This window comes from Jejudonia soesokkakensis, from assembly GCF_042664795.1.
In the GTDB taxonomy this organism is placed as follows: Bacteria; Bacteroidota; Bacteroidia; order Flavobacteriales; family Flavobacteriaceae; genus Jejudonia; species Jejudonia soesokkakensis.
The window spans coordinates 37446-53854 of the sequence record NZ_JBHTBN010000001.1 but is presented as its reverse complement, the minus strand read 5'-3'; the positions used below and the strand labels follow the sequence as shown (position 1 = coordinate 53854).

The 16409-nt window shown below is 36.9% G+C and carries 14 protein-coding genes; 8 read left to right on the top strand and 6 right to left on the bottom strand.

What is annotated here, in order from left to right; translation table 11 throughout:
- Positions 1 to 38: 38 nt before the first annotated feature.
- Positions 39 to 977 (bottom strand): HU domain-containing protein, encoded by a 939-nt coding sequence (locus ACFQO1_RS00250; protein WP_380215524.1) that lies wholly within the window; start codon positions 975 to 977, stop codon positions 39 to 41.
- 109 nt (positions 978 to 1086) lie between these two features.
- Between ACFQO1_RS00250 and dprA the strand changes: the two genes are divergently transcribed.
- Positions 1087 to 2193: a DNA-processing protein DprA gene (gene dprA / locus ACFQO1_RS00245; protein ID WP_380215522.1), complete on the top strand. Its 1107-nt coding sequence runs from the start codon at positions 1087 to 1089 to the stop codon at positions 2191 to 2193.
- Here the strand turns inward: dprA and trpS are convergent.
- Positions 2190 to 3158, bottom strand: coding sequence for a tryptophan--tRNA ligase (gene trpS, locus ACFQO1_RS00240; RefSeq protein ID WP_380215520.1), 969 nt, complete (start codon positions 3156 to 3158; stop codon positions 2190 to 2192). The two genes, dprA and trpS, sit on opposite strands and share 4 nt — an antisense overlap.
- Positions 3159 to 3286: 128 nt before the next feature.
- On the opposite strand from trpS, the gene ACFQO1_RS00235 reads away from it, so the two are divergent.
- On the top strand, positions 3287 to 4018 hold the full coding sequence (locus tag ACFQO1_RS00235) for a lysophospholipid acyltransferase family protein (RefSeq protein WP_380215518.1): 732 nt from the start codon (positions 3287 to 3289) through the stop codon (positions 4016 to 4018).
- Positions 4019 to 4109: 91 nt separating this feature from the next.
- Here ACFQO1_RS00235 and ACFQO1_RS00230 read toward each other — a convergent pair whose 3' ends face one another.
- From ACFQO1_RS00230 to recA, 3 genes are all read right to left on the bottom strand, one after another.
- Positions 4110 to 5606 (bottom strand): outer membrane beta-barrel protein, encoded by a 1497-nt coding sequence (locus tag ACFQO1_RS00230; protein WP_380215516.1) that lies wholly within the window; start codon positions 5604 to 5606, stop codon positions 4110 to 4112.
- A 4-nt stretch (positions 5607 to 5610) separates the two neighbouring features.
- The gene (locus ACFQO1_RS00225) at positions 5611 to 6150 is read right to left on the bottom strand and encodes an RNA polymerase sigma factor (RefSeq protein WP_380215514.1); all 540 of its coding nucleotides are present in this window, start codon (positions 6148 to 6150) and stop codon (positions 5611 to 5613) included.
- A gap of 120 nt (positions 6151 to 6270) precedes the next feature.
- On the bottom strand, positions 6271 to 7284 hold the full coding sequence (recA, locus tag ACFQO1_RS00220; RefSeq protein ID WP_380215512.1) for a recombinase RecA: 1014 nt from the start codon (positions 7282 to 7284) through the stop codon (positions 6271 to 6273).
- A 281-nt stretch (positions 7285 to 7565) separates the two neighbouring features.
- On the opposite strand from recA, the gene trhO reads away from it, so the two are divergent.
- The 6 genes from trhO (at position 7566) to ACFQO1_RS00190 (ending at position 14181) form a co-directional block, all read left to right on the top strand.
- Positions 7566 to 8597 carry an oxygen-dependent tRNA uridine(34) hydroxylase TrhO gene (gene trhO / locus ACFQO1_RS00215; protein WP_380215510.1) on the top strand — a complete coding sequence of 344 codons (1032 nt, stop codon included), beginning with the start codon at positions 7566 to 7568 and terminating at the stop codon, positions 8595 to 8597.
- A gap of 148 nt (positions 8598 to 8745) precedes the next feature.
- Positions 8746 to 9936, top strand: a complete 1191-nt coding sequence (locus ACFQO1_RS00210; protein WP_380215508.1) for a PSP1 domain-containing protein — start codon at positions 8746 to 8748, stop codon at positions 9934 to 9936.
- Entirely contained in the window at positions 9929 to 10432 is a 504-nt protein-coding gene (locus ACFQO1_RS00205) for a gliding motility lipoprotein GldH (protein ID WP_380215506.1), read from the top strand. Before ACFQO1_RS00210 ends, ACFQO1_RS00205 begins: the two co-directional genes overlap by 8 nt.
- The gene (locus ACFQO1_RS00200) at positions 10413 to 12731 is read left to right on the top strand and encodes a penicillin-binding protein 1A (protein ID WP_380215504.1); all 2319 of its coding nucleotides are present in this window, start codon (positions 10413 to 10415) and stop codon (positions 12729 to 12731) included. Before ACFQO1_RS00205 ends, ACFQO1_RS00200 begins: the two co-directional genes overlap by 20 nt.
- Before the next feature lie 94 nt (positions 12732 to 12825).
- The gene (locus ACFQO1_RS00195; protein ID WP_380215502.1) at positions 12826 to 13524 is read left to right on the top strand and encodes a CoA transferase subunit A; all 699 of its coding nucleotides are present in this window, start codon (positions 12826 to 12828) and stop codon (positions 13522 to 13524) included.
- Positions 13525 to 14181, top strand: coding sequence for a CoA transferase subunit B (locus ACFQO1_RS00190; RefSeq protein ID WP_380215500.1), 657 nt, complete (start codon positions 13525 to 13527; stop codon positions 14179 to 14181).
- 401 nt (positions 14182 to 14582) lie between these two features.
- Here ACFQO1_RS00190 and ACFQO1_RS00185 read toward each other — a convergent pair whose 3' ends face one another.
- Complete coding sequence (locus ACFQO1_RS00185; RefSeq protein WP_380215498.1) at positions 14583 to 16271, bottom strand: ABC transporter ATP-binding protein; 1689 nt, start codon at positions 16269 to 16271, stop codon at positions 14583 to 14585.
- Between the last annotated feature and the right edge of the window lie 138 nt (positions 16272 to 16409).

Genomic DNA, 16409 nt, shown 5'->3' with positions numbered 1-16409 from the left:
GCAAAGGTACGCAGTATTTTCAGGAAGAGGAAAGGAAACTAGTCTAGCTTTTTAACTAACAGCCAGGCGTCTTTATTTTCTGTGTTTTTGATATTTCGTAACGATTGTAAAGCTTCAACCCTATCTTCATAACTTTGATAAACAACTTCATGTAAGCCATACTTGTTTTTTCCAATATACCTTGGAGTAAAGCCTTTCTCGCTTAATAACGCTATTTTTTTATACGCATTTGCTTCAATTCTGAAAGCTCCTGCCACAATATGATAGGTACCTGTTTGTTTTGGTACTGTAACTTTTAAGGGAGGTAAAGGATTTTCTATGACAAAAGTAGCTTCCTGAATTTGCTTATCTAGAAGCGCATCTGCTTTTTGCTTTTCAGCAAAATTATATTCGGCCACATTGTTCTTATAGATATTGAACCCTACAAGGCCACTTATAGAAACAGCAATTAGGGCAACCGCAGCATATTTTAAATAAGGATATTTTTCACGTCTTTCTGGTGTGAAAAGTAATGGAGTTTCTGCTTCAAGAGCAGCAACTTCCTCTTTATATACTTCCCGCTGAATGGAGGTGCCAACAAAAGGAACCAATCCAAAAGAAGCGGTATTAAAATTGCCTTTTTCTGAAGGAATAAATTGAACAGCTTGTGCTTCGTTAATTTTAAATACTCCAATTTTTTCTACGGAAACGGTTTTGCCTTCCGAAAGTTCTACCGAAAGATTTCTTGTAAAAGTTCGAAGTTTGTCGAGAGCAGTTTCATAACTAGAACCGTCTACTGAAGCGATATAATTAGCCAGTAATCCGTCATTTGTTTGTAGTTGTCGGTTAAATGAAATGCTTTTTCCAGGCGGATATAGAGTATTTGAATCAGAGTCAATTCGTGCTGATTCATACTGTGTTAGGAAGGCTCCAAAGCCAGGAATAATAACACATTCGTACCGATATAATAAATCCTGTATGTAAGTGGCTAGCTGCACAACACAAACTTAGAGATTTTTAAGAAGCTTTCAAATTTCTGCTTACAGAGTTATTAACAACCTAAAAAAAATGTATTTTTAAAGACTGCTCCCCGTTAGTTTCAATCTAATGCTTTCACAAAACGAATTGCGCTACACCTTGGCGTTGCAACGAGTTCCTAATCTGGGAGATGCTTCAGCCAAAAAATTAATACAGTATGTTGGCTCTGCCGAGGGGGTTTTTAAAGAGAAAAAAAGCAACCTTCTTAAAATTGAAGGCATTGGTGCTTCAAAATTAGAATATCTTTCCGAAGTCACAGTGATGGACGAAGTAGAGCAAGAACTTCATTTTATACATCACAACAAAATTGACTACTGTTACTTTCAAGACATTCATTATCCCGAACGCTTAAAACATTGTATAGACGGTCCTATATTATTTTTTCAACAGGGCAATATTGATCTTAAAAACAAACATATTATTAGTGTTGTAGGAACTCGTCAAGTCACAACTCATGGAAAAGCATTTTGCGAAAAATTAGTGGAAGATTTAGCACCTTTAAACCCTGTGATCGTCTCAGGATTTGCTTATGGCGTAGATATTATAGCGCATAAAACTGCTATAGAGCAGGGCTTGCAGACCATTGCTTGTATGGCACATGGCTTTACTGAGGTCTACCCTAAAACACATAAAAAATACGTTTCAGCTATAGAAAAAAATGGCGGATTCATCTCAGAGTTCTGGAGCAACGATTCTTTTGACCGTACCAATTTTTTAAAACGAAACCGGATAATCGCTGGAATGAGTGAAGCTACAATAGTGATCGAATCTGCAGAGAAAGGGGGAAGTTTGGTTACAGCAGATATTGCTAATTCTTATAGCAGAGAGGTATTTGCAGTACCTGGTCGTACTACAGATTCTCAAAGTGAAGGATGCAACCACTTGATCAAAACACAACAAGCGCATCTGTTGGAAAGTGCCGCAGATATTGTTTACATGCTAGGGTGGAAGCTTGACAAACAAAAAGCCATAGTACAACAAATGCAATTGTTTGTTGAATTAACAGAAGAGGAAAAAATAATCTGGGAGTACTTAAAAGAAAAGGATAAAGAACTTATGGATACTATTTCAATAGATTGTAAAATTCCAACCTATAAACTAGCAAGTATATTATTGGCAATGGAATTAAAAGGGGTGATACAACCCTTACCTGGGAAATTGTTTCAGGTGGTTTAATACCCGAGTCGCTCACGAACTCTCTGTAAAACAGTATTGGCAACGACCGTTGCTTTCTCTTTTCCAATGCTTAATGCCTTATCGATTTCTAAGATATTTTCCATATAAAAAGTATAGCGGGAGCGTTCTTCTTTAAATCGCTCTAATATTAGCTCCAGTAATGCTTTTTTGGCATGTCCATACCCATACCCACCTGCTCTATAATTTGCTTCCATGCGATTTGTAGCTTCTGGAGTGGCCAATAACTTATACAACGCAAAAATAGTACAGGTTTCGAAATCTTTTGGTTCCTCCAAGGGTGTACTGTCTGTAGCAATACTCATCACCTGTTTTTTTAACTGTTTTTCTGGCAGAAAAATATTGATGATGTTATTTTTAGACTTGCTCATTTTACTGCCATCTGTACCGGGAATCAACATAGTATGCTCCTGAATCCTAGCTTCGGGCATAACAAAAACGTCACCCATCTGGGCATGAAATCTTGAAGCCACATCACGAGTCATCTCAATGTGCTGCAATTGATCTTTACCAACAGGAACTAGTTCGGCATCGTATAATAAAATATCTGCAGCCATTAACATAGGATAGGTAAACAGTCCTGCATTTACATCTTCCAGTCTGTCTGCCTTATCTTTAAAAGAGTGTGCCAATGTTAACCGCTGATACGGAAAAAAACAACTTAGATACCATGATAATTCAGCGACCTGCGGAATATCACTCTGCCTATAAAAAACAGTTTTTTTAATATCCAGCCCACACGCCAACCAGGCTGCAGCAGTACTATAGGTGTTGCTTTTTAGGGTTTCTTCATCTTTAATCTGTGTAAGGGAATGTAAATCTGCAATAAATAAATAGGATTCGTTTTTAGGGTCATTTGCCATTTCTATGGCAGGTAAAATGGCACCTAATAAATTTCCTAAATGGGGGGTTCCTGTAGATTGAATTCCTGTAAGTATTCTTGACATGCTCAATTTCCCATACGCATGGGAATCATATTTTATTAAACAAAAGGCTTTATTTTCTTAGCAAAGTTACTTTTTTTAGAATACTCCTACCTATCAAAATTGTATTTTTGAAAGCTTTAGAACATACAATGCGCTATATTTTCACAACCCTTTATAGAATTTGGTTTTACATATTGCTGGCATTGCCCATTGTTATTATGTTTCCTGTTTTACTTATAAGTATTTTAAAAGAAAGCTGGTATCCTTTCTTTTTCAAGTTAGCTCGCCTTTGGGCAACGATCATACTTTTTGGAATGGGCTTTTATCCAATAATTAAAAGAGAAGAACGCTTTACAAAAGGGCAAAGCTATATGTTTGTCTCCAACCATACCTCAATGACAGATATCATGCTGATGCTCTATGTCACTAGAAATCCGTTTGTATTTGTAGGTAAAAAAGAACTTAGTAAAATACCGGTCTTCGGATTTTTCTATAAACGCACCTGTATTCTTGTAGATAGAAAAAGCCCCAAAAGCCGTGGTAACGTATTTGCCAGAGCACAACAAAAACTAAAGGAAGGCTATGGCGTTTGTATATTTCCTGAAGGTGGCGTGCCAGATGATATTAGCCTTACATTAGATGCTTTCAAGGACGGAGCCTTTCGATTAGCGATCGAACATCAAATACCAATTGCACCCATGACCTTTCACGATAATAAAAAGAGATTTTCATATCAGTTTTTTAGCGGAAGTCCTGGGAAAATGCGTGTAAAAGTGCATCCTACAATACCTACTCGCTCATTATCACCAGAAGACCGTAAGCGTTTAAGTGCTACAACTAGAGCAGTAATTTTAGCTGAATTAGAACAACCTACAATATAAAGACATAAAAAAACCACACCATGGCGACAGTGTGGTTTTTAAAATCTAACATTTGAAAAAAATTTAAACTAAACTTACTACTGTTTTTTGTTTAAAAGCGATAGCTAAATCCTGTGTAAACCCCTAAATAATAAGGTCTAAAATTAACAGACGAATCTGTATACGGGTTTAACTGATATTTAAACATAGGTTCAAGATTGAACTTGAATTTCTTACTTATTTTATAATCGAGCCCCAACCCAACGTTGGTTGTAAAACTTACCTGAGATAAATTATTTGCCTCACCCAACGTTTCATTTAGATTATCTGCTCTTACCGAAACCTCATTATCTCCTAAAAACAGGCTGCTAAATCCACCAAGTATATTAACGCCAAACTTAGAATTAACTAGCGCATATTTTAGTTCAAGGGGAACTTCATAATAATTGATGTTTTGTATAAGTTGTACTTCCCCACTTGCCGACTTTGGGGTTAAATTATCAAATGGATTGCCCGTATTATTTTCAGGGAGAGTTCCAGAATCTACAGCAGTAGTAACAATTGAACTGCTTCCATAATCAATGCTTCGTAATGCCTGAGAAACAGGGCCTGTTGCCAAATCTATACCACTGGTAGCATAACTAAGATCTACGTTACTCACTCCAGAACGGATACTTAAACGCTCATTAATAGCATAACTTACTTTTACACCATAGCTAAAATTGACATCGCCACTTTGTGTATTATCTGAAAAGGAAGGGTCTATAGAAGAACCTTCACTCAGAGAATTATAATATACAGGCGCGAAATTGGGAGAGACCTCCCAGCGATTATCTAATTGTTTTTTTGTGCTGGTTGTTGCTACAGCAGTTTCTGTTTCTTCAATAGCTTTAAAAATTGATTTTTTAGGGTCTATATCTGTTTCTGAATTTTTTTTAGTCTCCTCCCTAGCGATTGTACTAGCTGGATTTTCGGTTGTTTCAACTTTCTTAGAATCTTCTATAAGCGGATCAATAGTAGTTTTCTGATTTTTTGAATTTTCTTCGGAAGTGGAAGCCACACCGGTTTCCTTATTTGTCGTTATTGTAGGATTAATAAACCGATCGTTAGACGAAGATTGATTCTGAAACTTTTTATTTTTATCTGGAGCTTGTTCCGAAGCAATTATCGTTTTGTTGTTAGAATTAATTCTATTAGATTTCTGAAGCGTTTTTTTGTTAGGCTGACTTTGATCTTTGGTTGAATCTTCTGTAACAGATTTTTCAGTTTTAGGGTTGATATCTTCTGAAGCGACAGAAGAATCTTCAGATGGGGTTGTAATTATTTTTTGTGATTTTTCAGCATCACTGGAATTTTCTTGAATTTCGGTATCTTCAGTGACCATAGAATCACCTTCCGAAGGTGTTAAAACAACATTTCCAATGGTAAACAAAAGCGCTAATAATGCAGCAATCCCTGCAACTTTCCACCATAGCGGAATCACTTTGCGATCCTCTTTTTGCCCCTTGAGTTCTGATTGGATGTTTTTCCAAACCTCAGGAGAAGGAGTCTCTTCAAAATTTTCGAAACGCTCTTTAAAAAGTTGATCTATGTTCTTTTTAGTACTCACTGTATTATTCTATTGCCTTTTGAGCATTATAATCTTCAATCTTGGTTCTCAATATTCCTCTGGCACGTGCTAGGTTCGATTTAGACGTTCCATCGCTAATACCTAACATATTTGCAATTTCTTTGTGGGCGTAGCCATCAAGTACATACATAGAAAAAACCAATCTGTACCTGTCTGGCAGTTCCTGAACAATTCCAAGTAAAAAGTCCAACGGAATTTCATTGTCTGTTACTTCTTCCTCGGCTTCGTCCTTTATTTGCCCTTCATCACGAATGTCAAAAACACGTTTTTTACGATACTTTTGAAGTACGGTATTCACGGTTATCCGTTTCATCCATCCTTCAAAAGAACCCTTGTCTTTAAACTGCTCAATCTTCTTGAAAATAGTAATGAATGCATCCTGCAAACTATCTTCGGCTTCTACATAATTAGGCGAATACCGCAGACATATAGAAAATAATGTACCGCTGTACCGCTTGTACAATTCTCCCTGTGCCTTCGCATCGTGCTTCTTACATAGTATAATGAGCTCGCTTAAAGTCAAGTTATAGTCCCGAAAATTAGTTTGTTAGAATTAAGTAAATCTATAAAATAGGCAACTTGTAATTTTCAGGTTCTACGTTTAGTAGATACCAAAAAAAATAATTGGTTGCGTTACTCAAAACTATGAATTTAAAACGGCAATCGAATCTTTAATTTTGGTTTCTAGTTCTTCCATTAATTCTGGATTGTCTAAGAGAAGAGATTTTACAGCTTCACGACCTTGACCAAGCTTGGTGTCGTCATAGCTAAACCAGGATCCACTTTTTTTAATGATTTCAAAATCAACACCCAGATCGATGATTTCTCCAACTTTAGAAACACCTTCTCCATACATAATATCAAATTCGGCTGTTTTAAAAGGAGGTGCGACTTTGTTTTTAACCACTTTTACTCGGGTTTTGTTCCCCATTACATTACTATTGGTGTCTTTTATTTGAGTAGAACGACGAATGTCAAGACGAACTGAACAATAGAATTTTAAGGCATTTCCACCGGTAGTTGTTTCTGGGTTTCCAAACATAACACCTATTTTCTCACGAAGCTGATTAATAAATATTACGGTACAGTTTGTTTTACTTATAGAACCCGTTAGTTTTCGTAATGCTTGAGACATTAAACGTGCATGTAGCCCCATTTTACTATCCCCCATCTCACCTTCTATTTCACTTTTTGGCGTCAAGGCAGCTACCGAGTCAATCACAATAATGTCAATAGCACCACTGCGTATTAAATTGTCTGTAATTTCTAAGGCCTGCTCTCCATTGTCTGGCTGTGAGATGATGAGATTCTCTACGTCAACACCTAATTTTTCTGCATAATACCTGTCAAAAGCATGTTCTGCATCGATAAATGCAGCAATTCCACCTTTTTTCTGAGCTTCAGCAATAGCATGTAATGTAAGTGTTGTTTTTCCCGAAGATTCTGGTCCGTATATTTCAATTACACGACCACGTGGATACCCTCCAACACCTAGAGCAACATCAAGCCCTAACGAGCCCGTCGGAATGACATCTACATCTACAATAGCTGCATCTCCCATTTTCATTACAGTACCCTTTCCGTAGGTTTTATCCATTTTATCTAGGGTTAACTTTAAGGCTTTTAATTTTGCATCTTTCTCTTTATCGGTGCTCATAATAAGGTGTTTTTTCTAAATTTATTCAAAGCTTAAAAATACAGCTTCCTTTATTTTTTAACTGAAATTTTCAGCAGGGATGTTTGAAATTTGTTAACAATGCCAATACATAAATATGGATTAATTCCAAGCAATTGAAAGCAAAGTTACGATAAAATTTGGAATATTTCCTAATCCCTTTAAAAATATCACTGTAAGGGCCGTAGAAAATTTGAATTGGATTACATAAAGCCTTATTTTTGCACACTTATTAATCACTTTTACCCTTAAAAACGTATAGCATGCAACTGTACAACACCTTAAGTGCAAAAGAAAGGGCTGCCCTATTAGAAGAAGCTGGCGAAGATCGTTTAACCCTTTCGTTTTATCAATACGCCAAAATTGGTAATCCGCACCTTTTTAGAAATCATCTTTTTATTGCGTGGGATTCCATGAATGTATTGGGGCGAATCTATGTTGCTCACGAAGGGATAAATGCACAACTTTCGGTCCCAGCTAAAAACTTCAATAGGTTTAAAGATTTTCTTGATGGAATTTACTTTCTGGAAAATGTTCGCTTGAATATTGCCATTGAACACGATTTAAAATCTTTTTTAAAACTAAAAGTGAAAGTGCGCAACAAAATTGTGGCAGACGGATTAAATGATGACACTTTTGATGTTCGAAACAAGGGAGTCCATGTGGATGCGGTAACCTTTAACCAACTTATTGAAGATCCTGACACCGTTTTGGTAGATATGAGAAATCATTACGAAAGTGAAATAGGTCATTTTAAAAATGCGATAACACCAGACGTAGATACCTTTAGAGATTCTCTGGACATTATCGAAGAAGACCTAAAAGACCATAAAGAAGATAAAAAACTGGTCATGTATTGTACTGGAGGGATACGTTGTGAAAAAGCGAGTGCGTATTATAAACACAAAGGATTTAAAAATGTGTTTCAGCTGGAGGGCGGAATTATTGAATATGCAAGGCAGGTTGAGAAAAAAGGTCTGGACAATAAATTTATAGGGAAGAATTTTGTCTTTGATCATCGTCGCGGGGAACGGATAAGTGATGATGTGATTGCTAATTGTCATCAATGTGGAGAACCCTGTGACACACACGTTAACTGTGAAAATGAAGCTTGTCACCTATTGTTTATTCAGTGTGACAGATGTAAAGAAGCTATGGAAGGGTGTTGTTCTGTAGAATGTAAAGACATTATCCAATTGCCTTATGAGGAGCAAAAAGCATTGCGTAGCGGATTGCACAACAGCAATAAAATATTTAAAAAAGGAAGAAGCGAAAAACTTAAGTTTAAGAAGTAAAGAAGCATTAAATAGAATAGGGCTATAAACGAGTCTCATAAAAGTTTCGTTAGTCCGTTTTTAATCCTAAATTTGTTAGAGTGAAATTTTATAAAAATTAATACATAAAACAATTCCAACAAATTGTTTATTAAATATATAGATCTATATGTCATGTGGAAGTTGTGGTACGGGAAAAGATGGACAGCCTAAGGGTTGTAAAAATAATGGCACCTGCGGAACCGATGGGTGTAATAAGTTAACAGTTTTTGACTGGCTCTCAAATATGTCTTTGCCAGGAAACATGGAGCCTTTTAATGGCGTCGAAGTTCGTTTTAAAAACGGCAGAAAACATTTTTATATAAATTCTGAAAATTTATCTTTAAGTATTGGTGATGTCGTTGCAACTGAAGCTGCTTCGGGGCATGATATTGGGATGGTTACCTTAACGGGAGAACTTGTAAGAGTTCAAATGAAGAAAAAGAAAGAGAATCCCAACACTGAAGCATTACCAAAAATTTACCGAAAGGCAACTCAAAAGGACATAGATGTCTGGCAAAAAGTACGAGATAAAGAAGCAGACGTTCAAAAAAGATCGCGTGAAATAGCCATCCGATTAGGGTTACAAATGAAAATAAGTGATGTGGAGTTTCAGGGAGATGCTTCCAAAGTTATTTTTTACTATACGGCAGAGGAACGCGTAGATTTTAGAGAACTCATCAAAGAGTTTGCCCGAACCTTTAATACACGAATTGAAATGAAGCAAGTAGGCTTCAGGCAGGAAGCTTCACGTTTGGGCGGAATTGGTTCTTGTGGACGTGAGCTGTGCTGCTCCACTTGGTTAACAGATTTCAGGTCTGTAAGTACCTCTGCGGCGCGCTATCAACAATTGTCTTTAAATCCGCAAAAATTAGCAGGTCAGTGCGGGAAATTAAAATGCTGTCTCAATTATGAGTTAGACAGCTATATGGATGCGTTAAAAGAGTTTCCGAAGAGCGATGTAAAATTACAAACCGAAAAAGGAACAGCTATTTGTCAAAAAATAGACATTTTTAAAGGATTACTTTGGTATTCGTACACTAACGATGGAATGAACTGGCATGAATTAACAGCCGAGAAAGTAAATGAGATTGTTGCGATTAACAAAAAAGGGAAAAAAGTAGCCAGTCTAGAGGAGTATATTGAATACACTGCCGCACCAGCAAACAAAGAATTGTTTAGCAATGTGGTTGGGCAAGATAGTCTCACACGTTTCGACCAACCAAAGTCAAAAAACAACAGGCGTAGAAATAAGAATAAAAATAAAAACAAGAATCGCAACCAGAAAAGCAGATCTAGAAATACCAAAAAGAATGCATAGGATATTTGTGAGTTGTATCATGATGGTCTGTTTGGTAGGATGCTCTTCAGACACAGTTGTTAGTGAAATGGAATCTATCGATGGTGGTTGGAGTAAAGATGAACCTGTGGTATTTAAGATACCTGCTTTAGATTCAGTCACACCGTATAATTTATTTTTAACGGTACGAAATAATAACGAATATGGGTATAGCAACCTTTTTTTGATTACAAAACTTGACTTTCCGAATGGAAAAGTTGTGACAGACACGTTAGAATATCGTATGGCAAATCCGGATGGAACATGGCTTGGCACAGGTGTTGGTGCAATAAAAGAAAGCAAACTTTGGTATAAAGAAGAAATGGTATTTAAAGAAGCAGGTAACTACTCATTAATGGTAATGCATGCCATGCGCAATAACGGAGAAGTAGAAGGCGTTACACAACTACAGGGCATTACAGATGTGGGGTATAGCATTGAAAAAATCAAATTTGAAAATGGCAACAGCGACGAATAAAAAGAAAAGTGAAACTCCAGTTGGGAAACACATCCGTACGTTCTGGAAAATCTTCGCCATAGGCATTGGACTTATTTTACTTATGTTTCTGTTTGCTTCCTGGGGATTCTTTGGAAGCCTTCCAGATGAAACCAGTCTTGAAAATCCTGAAAAGAATTTAGCAACCGAAATTATTGCGACAGACGGAAAAGTAATTGGAAAGTTTTATAAAGAAAATAGAACACCTGTTCCTTATGAAGAATTACCAGATCATCTTGTCAATGCCTTAATAGCAACCGAGGATGTTCGTTTTTATGATCATTCGGGAATAGATGCCAAAGGAACTGTTAGAGCCTTTGTTTTTTTAGGCTCCAAAGGAGGGGCAAGTACAATAACACAGCAGTTGGCAAAACTCTTTTTTACAGAACAGGTTTCTCGAAACAAATTACAACGGGGTCTTCAAAAGATTAAAGAATGGGTCATTGCCACGCGTCTGGAAAGAAGATACACTAAGGAGGAAATTATTACCATGTACTTTAATGAGTACGATTTTTTAAATCAGGCGGTAGGCATAGAATCTGCAGCAAATATTTATTTTGATAAGGCACCTACAGATCTTACAACTGTAGAATCTGCAATGCTCGTTGGAATGTTTAAAAACTCTTCTTTATACAATCCGTTGCGGAATCCAGTTGGAGTTAAAAATAGACGTAATGTAGTATTAGCGCAAATGGAGAAATATGATTTTATTTCTGAAAGTGTGAAGGATTCTCTTCAGGCACTTCCATTAGAATTTACGTATACACCTCAGGGTCATGATGAAGGTATAGCAACCTATTTTAGAGAATATGCAAGAGCCTATATGCAGGACTGGATCGATAAGAATCCCAAAACAGATGGTTCTAAATACAATGTATATAGTGACGGTTTAAAAGTTTTTACTACGATAGACTCCAGAATGCAAACGTATGCAGAACAAGCTATGGATGATCATTTGTCAAATCTTCAAAAGGAATTTGACAGACAAAATGAATCCAATAAGACGGCTCCTTTTAGAGATCTAACAGATGAAGAAACAGAACAGATCATGCGAACTGCAATGAAACGAAGCGACCGCTGGCGTGAACTTGAAAAGCAAGGGAAGTCTGAAAAAGAAATTATTGCCAGTTTCAAGAAAAAAACAAAGATGCGAATTTTCACTTGGAAGAATGAAGAGCATGTCATTGATACCACGATGACACCTATGGATTCCATCCGATATTACAAATCTTTTTTACAGGCTTCACTAATGTCAATGACACCCCAGACGGGTGAGGTCAAAGCATGGGTTGGTGGGATTGACTATAAACACTTTAAATACGACATGGTAAAAACAGGGAAACGACAGATTGGTTCCACGTTTAAGCCTTTTGTATATGCTACCGCAATCGATCAAATGCATATGTCGCCATGTGATACCTTGCCAAACACTCCTTTTACTATTCCTGCAGGAACGTATGGATTATTAAAACCATGGACTCCAAAAAACTCTGGAGGGACTTCCGGCGGAATGCTTACCCTAAAAGATGCATTGGCACAATCGATCAATACGGTAACAGCTAGGTTGATGTACCGTGTGGGGCCAAGACCTGTCATTGATCTCGTAAAAAAAATGGGCGTCGACACAAAAGATATGCCCGAAGCACCTTCTATTGCATTAGGTACGGCAGATGTTTCACTTTACGAAATGGTAGGGGCCTATAGTGTCTTTGCTAATCAGGGAGTGTATGTAAAACCTACTTTGATATCGAGAATTGAAGATAAAAACGGAACGGTTTTATACCAAAATGTCCCAGAAACTAAAGATGTGATTAGTGAAGAATCTGCTTATGTAACGGTAAGTTTAATGGAGGGAGTTACTCAATCTGGATCTGGTAACAGACTAAGAAGTAAATGGCGCGTGAATGATCCCGTATACAAAAGAGCTGTTACAGGATACCCCTACGAATTTAAAAATCCTATTGCAGGAAAAACAGGAACGACACAAAATAATAGTGATGGATGGTTTATGGGAATGGTCCCAAATTTGGTTACCGGCGTGTGGGTAGGAGGTGAAGATAGGGCAACACACTTTCAAAATACGGGCTACGGACAAGGAGCCACCATGGCACTACCAATCTGGGCAATGTATATGAAGAAATGTTATGCGAATGAAGAGTTGGATGTTTCAGATGAACGCTTTAAAAGACCTTCAAAACTAACTATTACCACAGACTGTGCTTCGTGGAAAGAAGAGAATTCAGATATAGATGGTGATGATACAGACGAATTTGATTTTTAATTCTGAAAGTTTATAAACTCAAAACCTCATAATAGCGTATGAGGTTTTTTTATGCCGTTATTTTCCCTATTTTTATGTAAAATTTTCAGAAAGAATGATTAAAAAGACAGTTGCAAATGTTACTGAAGCTTGTCATGGCATACAGGATGGGATGACCTTTATGTTGGGCGGTTTTGGCCTCAGCGGAATTCCCGAAAACTCCATTTCAGAATTAGTTCGATTAAATGTAAAAAATGTAACCTGTATTTCTAATAATGCAGGGGTTGATGATTTCGGATTAGGATTATTGCTTCAGAAAAAGCAGATAAAAAAAATGATCTCATCGTATGTAGGTGAAAATGCCGAGTTTGAACGCCAAATGTTGAGTGGAGAACTCGAAGTGGAACTTATTCCGCAGGGAACGCTGGCACAGCGCTGTCAAGCGGCACAAAGTGGTATACCAGCATTCTATACACCCGCTGGTTATGGAACTGAAGTTGCCGAAGGTAAAGAATCACGCGAATTTCATGGAAAAATGCACATATTGGAAAAAGCATTTGAAGCAGATTTTAGTTTTATAAAAGCCTGGAAAGGAGATACTGCTGGAAACCTTATTTTTAAAGGAACAGCACGTAATTTCAATCCTAACATGTGTGGTGCAGCAAAGATCACGGTGGTAGAGGTCGAACATTTAGTCCCTGCTGGAGAGCTAGATCCTAATCAAATACACATTCCTGGAATATTTGTACAACGAATCTTTGAGGGCAAAAACTATGAAAAAAGAATTGAACAACGAACCGTAAGAAAAAAATAAATGGCACTTACCAAAGAACAAATTGCACAACGCATTGCAAAAGAAGTAAAAGACGGTTATTATGTAAACTTGGGAATTGGCATTCCAACCTTGGTCGCCAATTTTGTAAGAGATGACATAGATGTAGAATTTCAGAGTGAAAACGGAATTTTAGGAATGGGCCCTTTTCCGTTTGAAGGAGAAGAAGATCCTGATTTAATTAACGCAGGGAAACAAACCATTACAGCATTGAAAGGAGCTTCTTTTTTCGATTCGGCTACTAGCTTCGGAATGATTCGAGGACAACATGTAGACCTTACGATTCTGGGTGCTATGGAAGTTTCACAAAATGGAGATATCGCCAATTGGAAAATACCAGGTAAAATGGTAAAAGGAATGGGTGGTGCGATGGATTTAGTCGCTTCCGCAGAAAATATTATTGTTGCTATGATGCATACCAACAGAGCTGGAGAGTCAAAATTACTGGAACAATGTAGCTTGCCCTTAACAGGTGTCAATTGTGTAAAGAAAATTGTCACCAACCTGGCAGTACTTTCGGTTCAGAATAACAGTTTCACTTTATTAGAACGTGCGCCTGGAGTGTCGGTAGAAGAAATAAAAAATGCTACAGCGGGAGCTTTAGTTGTAGAAGGTGACATTCCTGAAATGCAATTCTAAGGGGTTTTATTACAGTATCTTTATTATGTTAGAAACAAGCCGTTTTTCTTCAATGGCTCGTAAATGTGCATTTTTATTTTTAAGAAATCTTGTCTTTATAAAGTAGGAAAATACTGATTACATATCCGAAAAAGTTAAAATAAAATGTATTTCATCGAATAAATATGTTTTTTAACGATACAATGAATAAAAGTTTTCATATTAGCAGTCCCAAACGATTAACAATTTAACCTACTTTTTAATTATGTTTACTAAAATCAAAAACACCGTACAGTTAGTTAATAACATATTGTACGTAACCAAAAAAGTTTTTTTACTCATGTAGTTTTTGAGTGATTTCCCCCGAATCTTAACCGATTCAGATATGGTCCCGTTCTTTGTGAGGTTAGAACGGGACTTTTTTATATTCCCTTCGGGATGGCATCAATGAGTCGCTTCGTATAATCCTTTACAGGGTTTGCATAAATTTCGTCAGCATCACCTAGCTCCTCGATTTTTCCTTCATTCATAACAAGTAATTGATCCGACATATACTTCACCACAGCCAAATCATGTGAGATAAAGATATACGTAAATCCAAAATCGTCTTTGAGCTCATTTAATAAATTTAAAACCTGAGCCTGCACCGAAATATCTAAAGCCGAAACAGATTCGTCACAAATTACCAGTTTTGGTTCCATGACAATAGTACGTGCAATTCCTACTCGTTGACGTTGTCCGCCACTTAGCTCATGAGGATATCTGGAAAAATAATTTTTATCGAGCCCAACTCGGTCGAGTAGCTCTAACACTTTTTCTTTTCGCTTCTTTTTTGATTTGCTAATACCATGAACAGTCATCGGTTCTAGTAATGATTCACCAATGGTAATACGAGGATTTAACGACGAATAAGGATCTTGAAAAATTAGTTGAATATCCTTCCGAAGCAATCTCATTTCAGAAGTAGAAAGCGAAGTAATATCTTTTCCTTTGTAAAACACGCTCCCTTTTGTCGCTGTTTCTAACCCTAAAATAGTTTTGCCAAGCGTGGACTTTCCGCAGCCAGATTCGCCAACAAGTCCTAACGTTTCTCCTTTATAAACCTTAAAACTCACATCATTTACAGCTTTCACAGTTTTTTTTGCTGTAAATAAACCCGCATTCGAATAGTATTCTTTTTCAAGATTAATCACTTCAAGAATAGGTGTCTGGGTATATAATTTCTTATGTTTTGCCGCACGTTGCTGAGGTGAAATTACTTCTTTTTTAAAGCTTTTGTCTGCTATAGACGCAATCGTAGGTAGTGTTTTAAAGCGCTCCTCTAAGGTAGGTCTCGATGCTAAAAGTGCTTTAGTGTAGGTAGCTTTTGGATTTTTAAAAACCGAAGGTGTCGTGCCTTCTTCTACAATACTTCCTTGATACATAACAATCACTCGATCTGCAATTTCACTTACTAAACCCAGATCATGGGATATAAAAAGCATGCTCATTTTTGTCTCTTTCTGAATTTCCTTCAGTAACAGCAAGATTTCTTTTTGCACTGTAACATCCAATGCTGTGGTAGGCTCGTCTGCAATCAACAATTTTGGTTTACAGGCGATAGCCATAGCAATCATCACCCGCTGCATCTGTCCGCCACTAATCTGATGCGGATACCTTCTAAAAATTTCGTTGGGACGCGGTAGTTTCACTTTTTCAAAAAGTGCCAGCGTTTCTTTTTTTGCTTCGGAAGCAGATAGCTTCTTATGATGCTGTAGAATTTCAGATACTTGATAACCACAACGCAACGACGGATTTAAAGCACTCATGGGTTCCTGAAAAATCATTGCAATGTCGTTCCCTCTCAATTTCCGAAGCACCCTATCATTTTCTGCCAGCAGACTTTTTCCATTAACTATTATTTCACCTGTAATTGAAGTTATTTTTTTAGGCAACAAACCCATAATGGACATAGAGGTCACAGACTTCCCAGAACCCGATTCGCCTACAATCCCAACAATCTCATTCTCAGAAACAGAAAATGAAATTTGGTGAATGACCTCTTTTTTTTCTTTCTTCTTTCCAAAAGAAATAGTCAAATTGGTTATATCAAGAAGCGGTTGTGTGGGCATGATGGCAAAGATAGTTTTTTAAATGGAGCTTTTAATTTAACGTCAAAAGGTATTTTAAATCCGTTATAAAACAATGTTTTGTTAAAAATTGTTAATAAAAATCTACTGCAGTTCATCGAAAAAAATTTTGTATTTCGA

Coding starts and splice junctions, on each gene's coding strand:
- ACFQO1_RS00235 (WP_380215518.1), top strand. CDS start 3,287: ATGCGCTATATTTTCACAACCCTTTATAGAATTTGGTTTTACATATTG.
- ACFQO1_RS00205 (WP_380215506.1), top strand. CDS start 9,929: ATGCATAGGATATTTGTGAGTTGTATCATGATGGTCTGTTTGGTAGGA.
- trpS (WP_380215520.1), bottom strand. CDS start 3,158: ATGTCAAGAATACTTACAGGAATTCAATCTACAGGAACCCCCCATTTA.
- dprA (WP_380215522.1), top strand. CDS start 1,087: ATGCTTTCACAAAACGAATTGCGCTACACCTTGGCGTTGCAACGAGTT.
- recA (WP_380215512.1), bottom strand. CDS start 7,284: ATGAGCACCGATAAAGAGAAAGATGCAAAATTAAAAGCCTTAAAGTTA.
- ACFQO1_RS00195 (WP_380215502.1), top strand. CDS start 12,826: ATGATTAAAAAGACAGTTGCAAATGTTACTGAAGCTTGTCATGGCATA.
- ACFQO1_RS00210 (WP_380215508.1), top strand. CDS start 8,746: ATGTCATGTGGAAGTTGTGGTACGGGAAAAGATGGACAGCCTAAGGGT.
- ACFQO1_RS00200 (WP_380215504.1), top strand. CDS start 10,413: ATGGCAACAGCGACGAATAAAAAGAAAAGTGAAACTCCAGTTGGGAAA.
- ACFQO1_RS00190 (WP_380215500.1), top strand. CDS start 13,525: ATGGCACTTACCAAAGAACAAATTGCACAACGCATTGCAAAAGAAGTA.
- trhO (WP_380215510.1), top strand. CDS start 7,566: ATGCAACTGTACAACACCTTAAGTGCAAAAGAAAGGGCTGCCCTATTA.
- ACFQO1_RS00185 (WP_380215498.1), bottom strand. CDS start 16,271: ATGCCCACACAACCGCTTCTTGATATAACCAATTTGACTATTTCTTTT.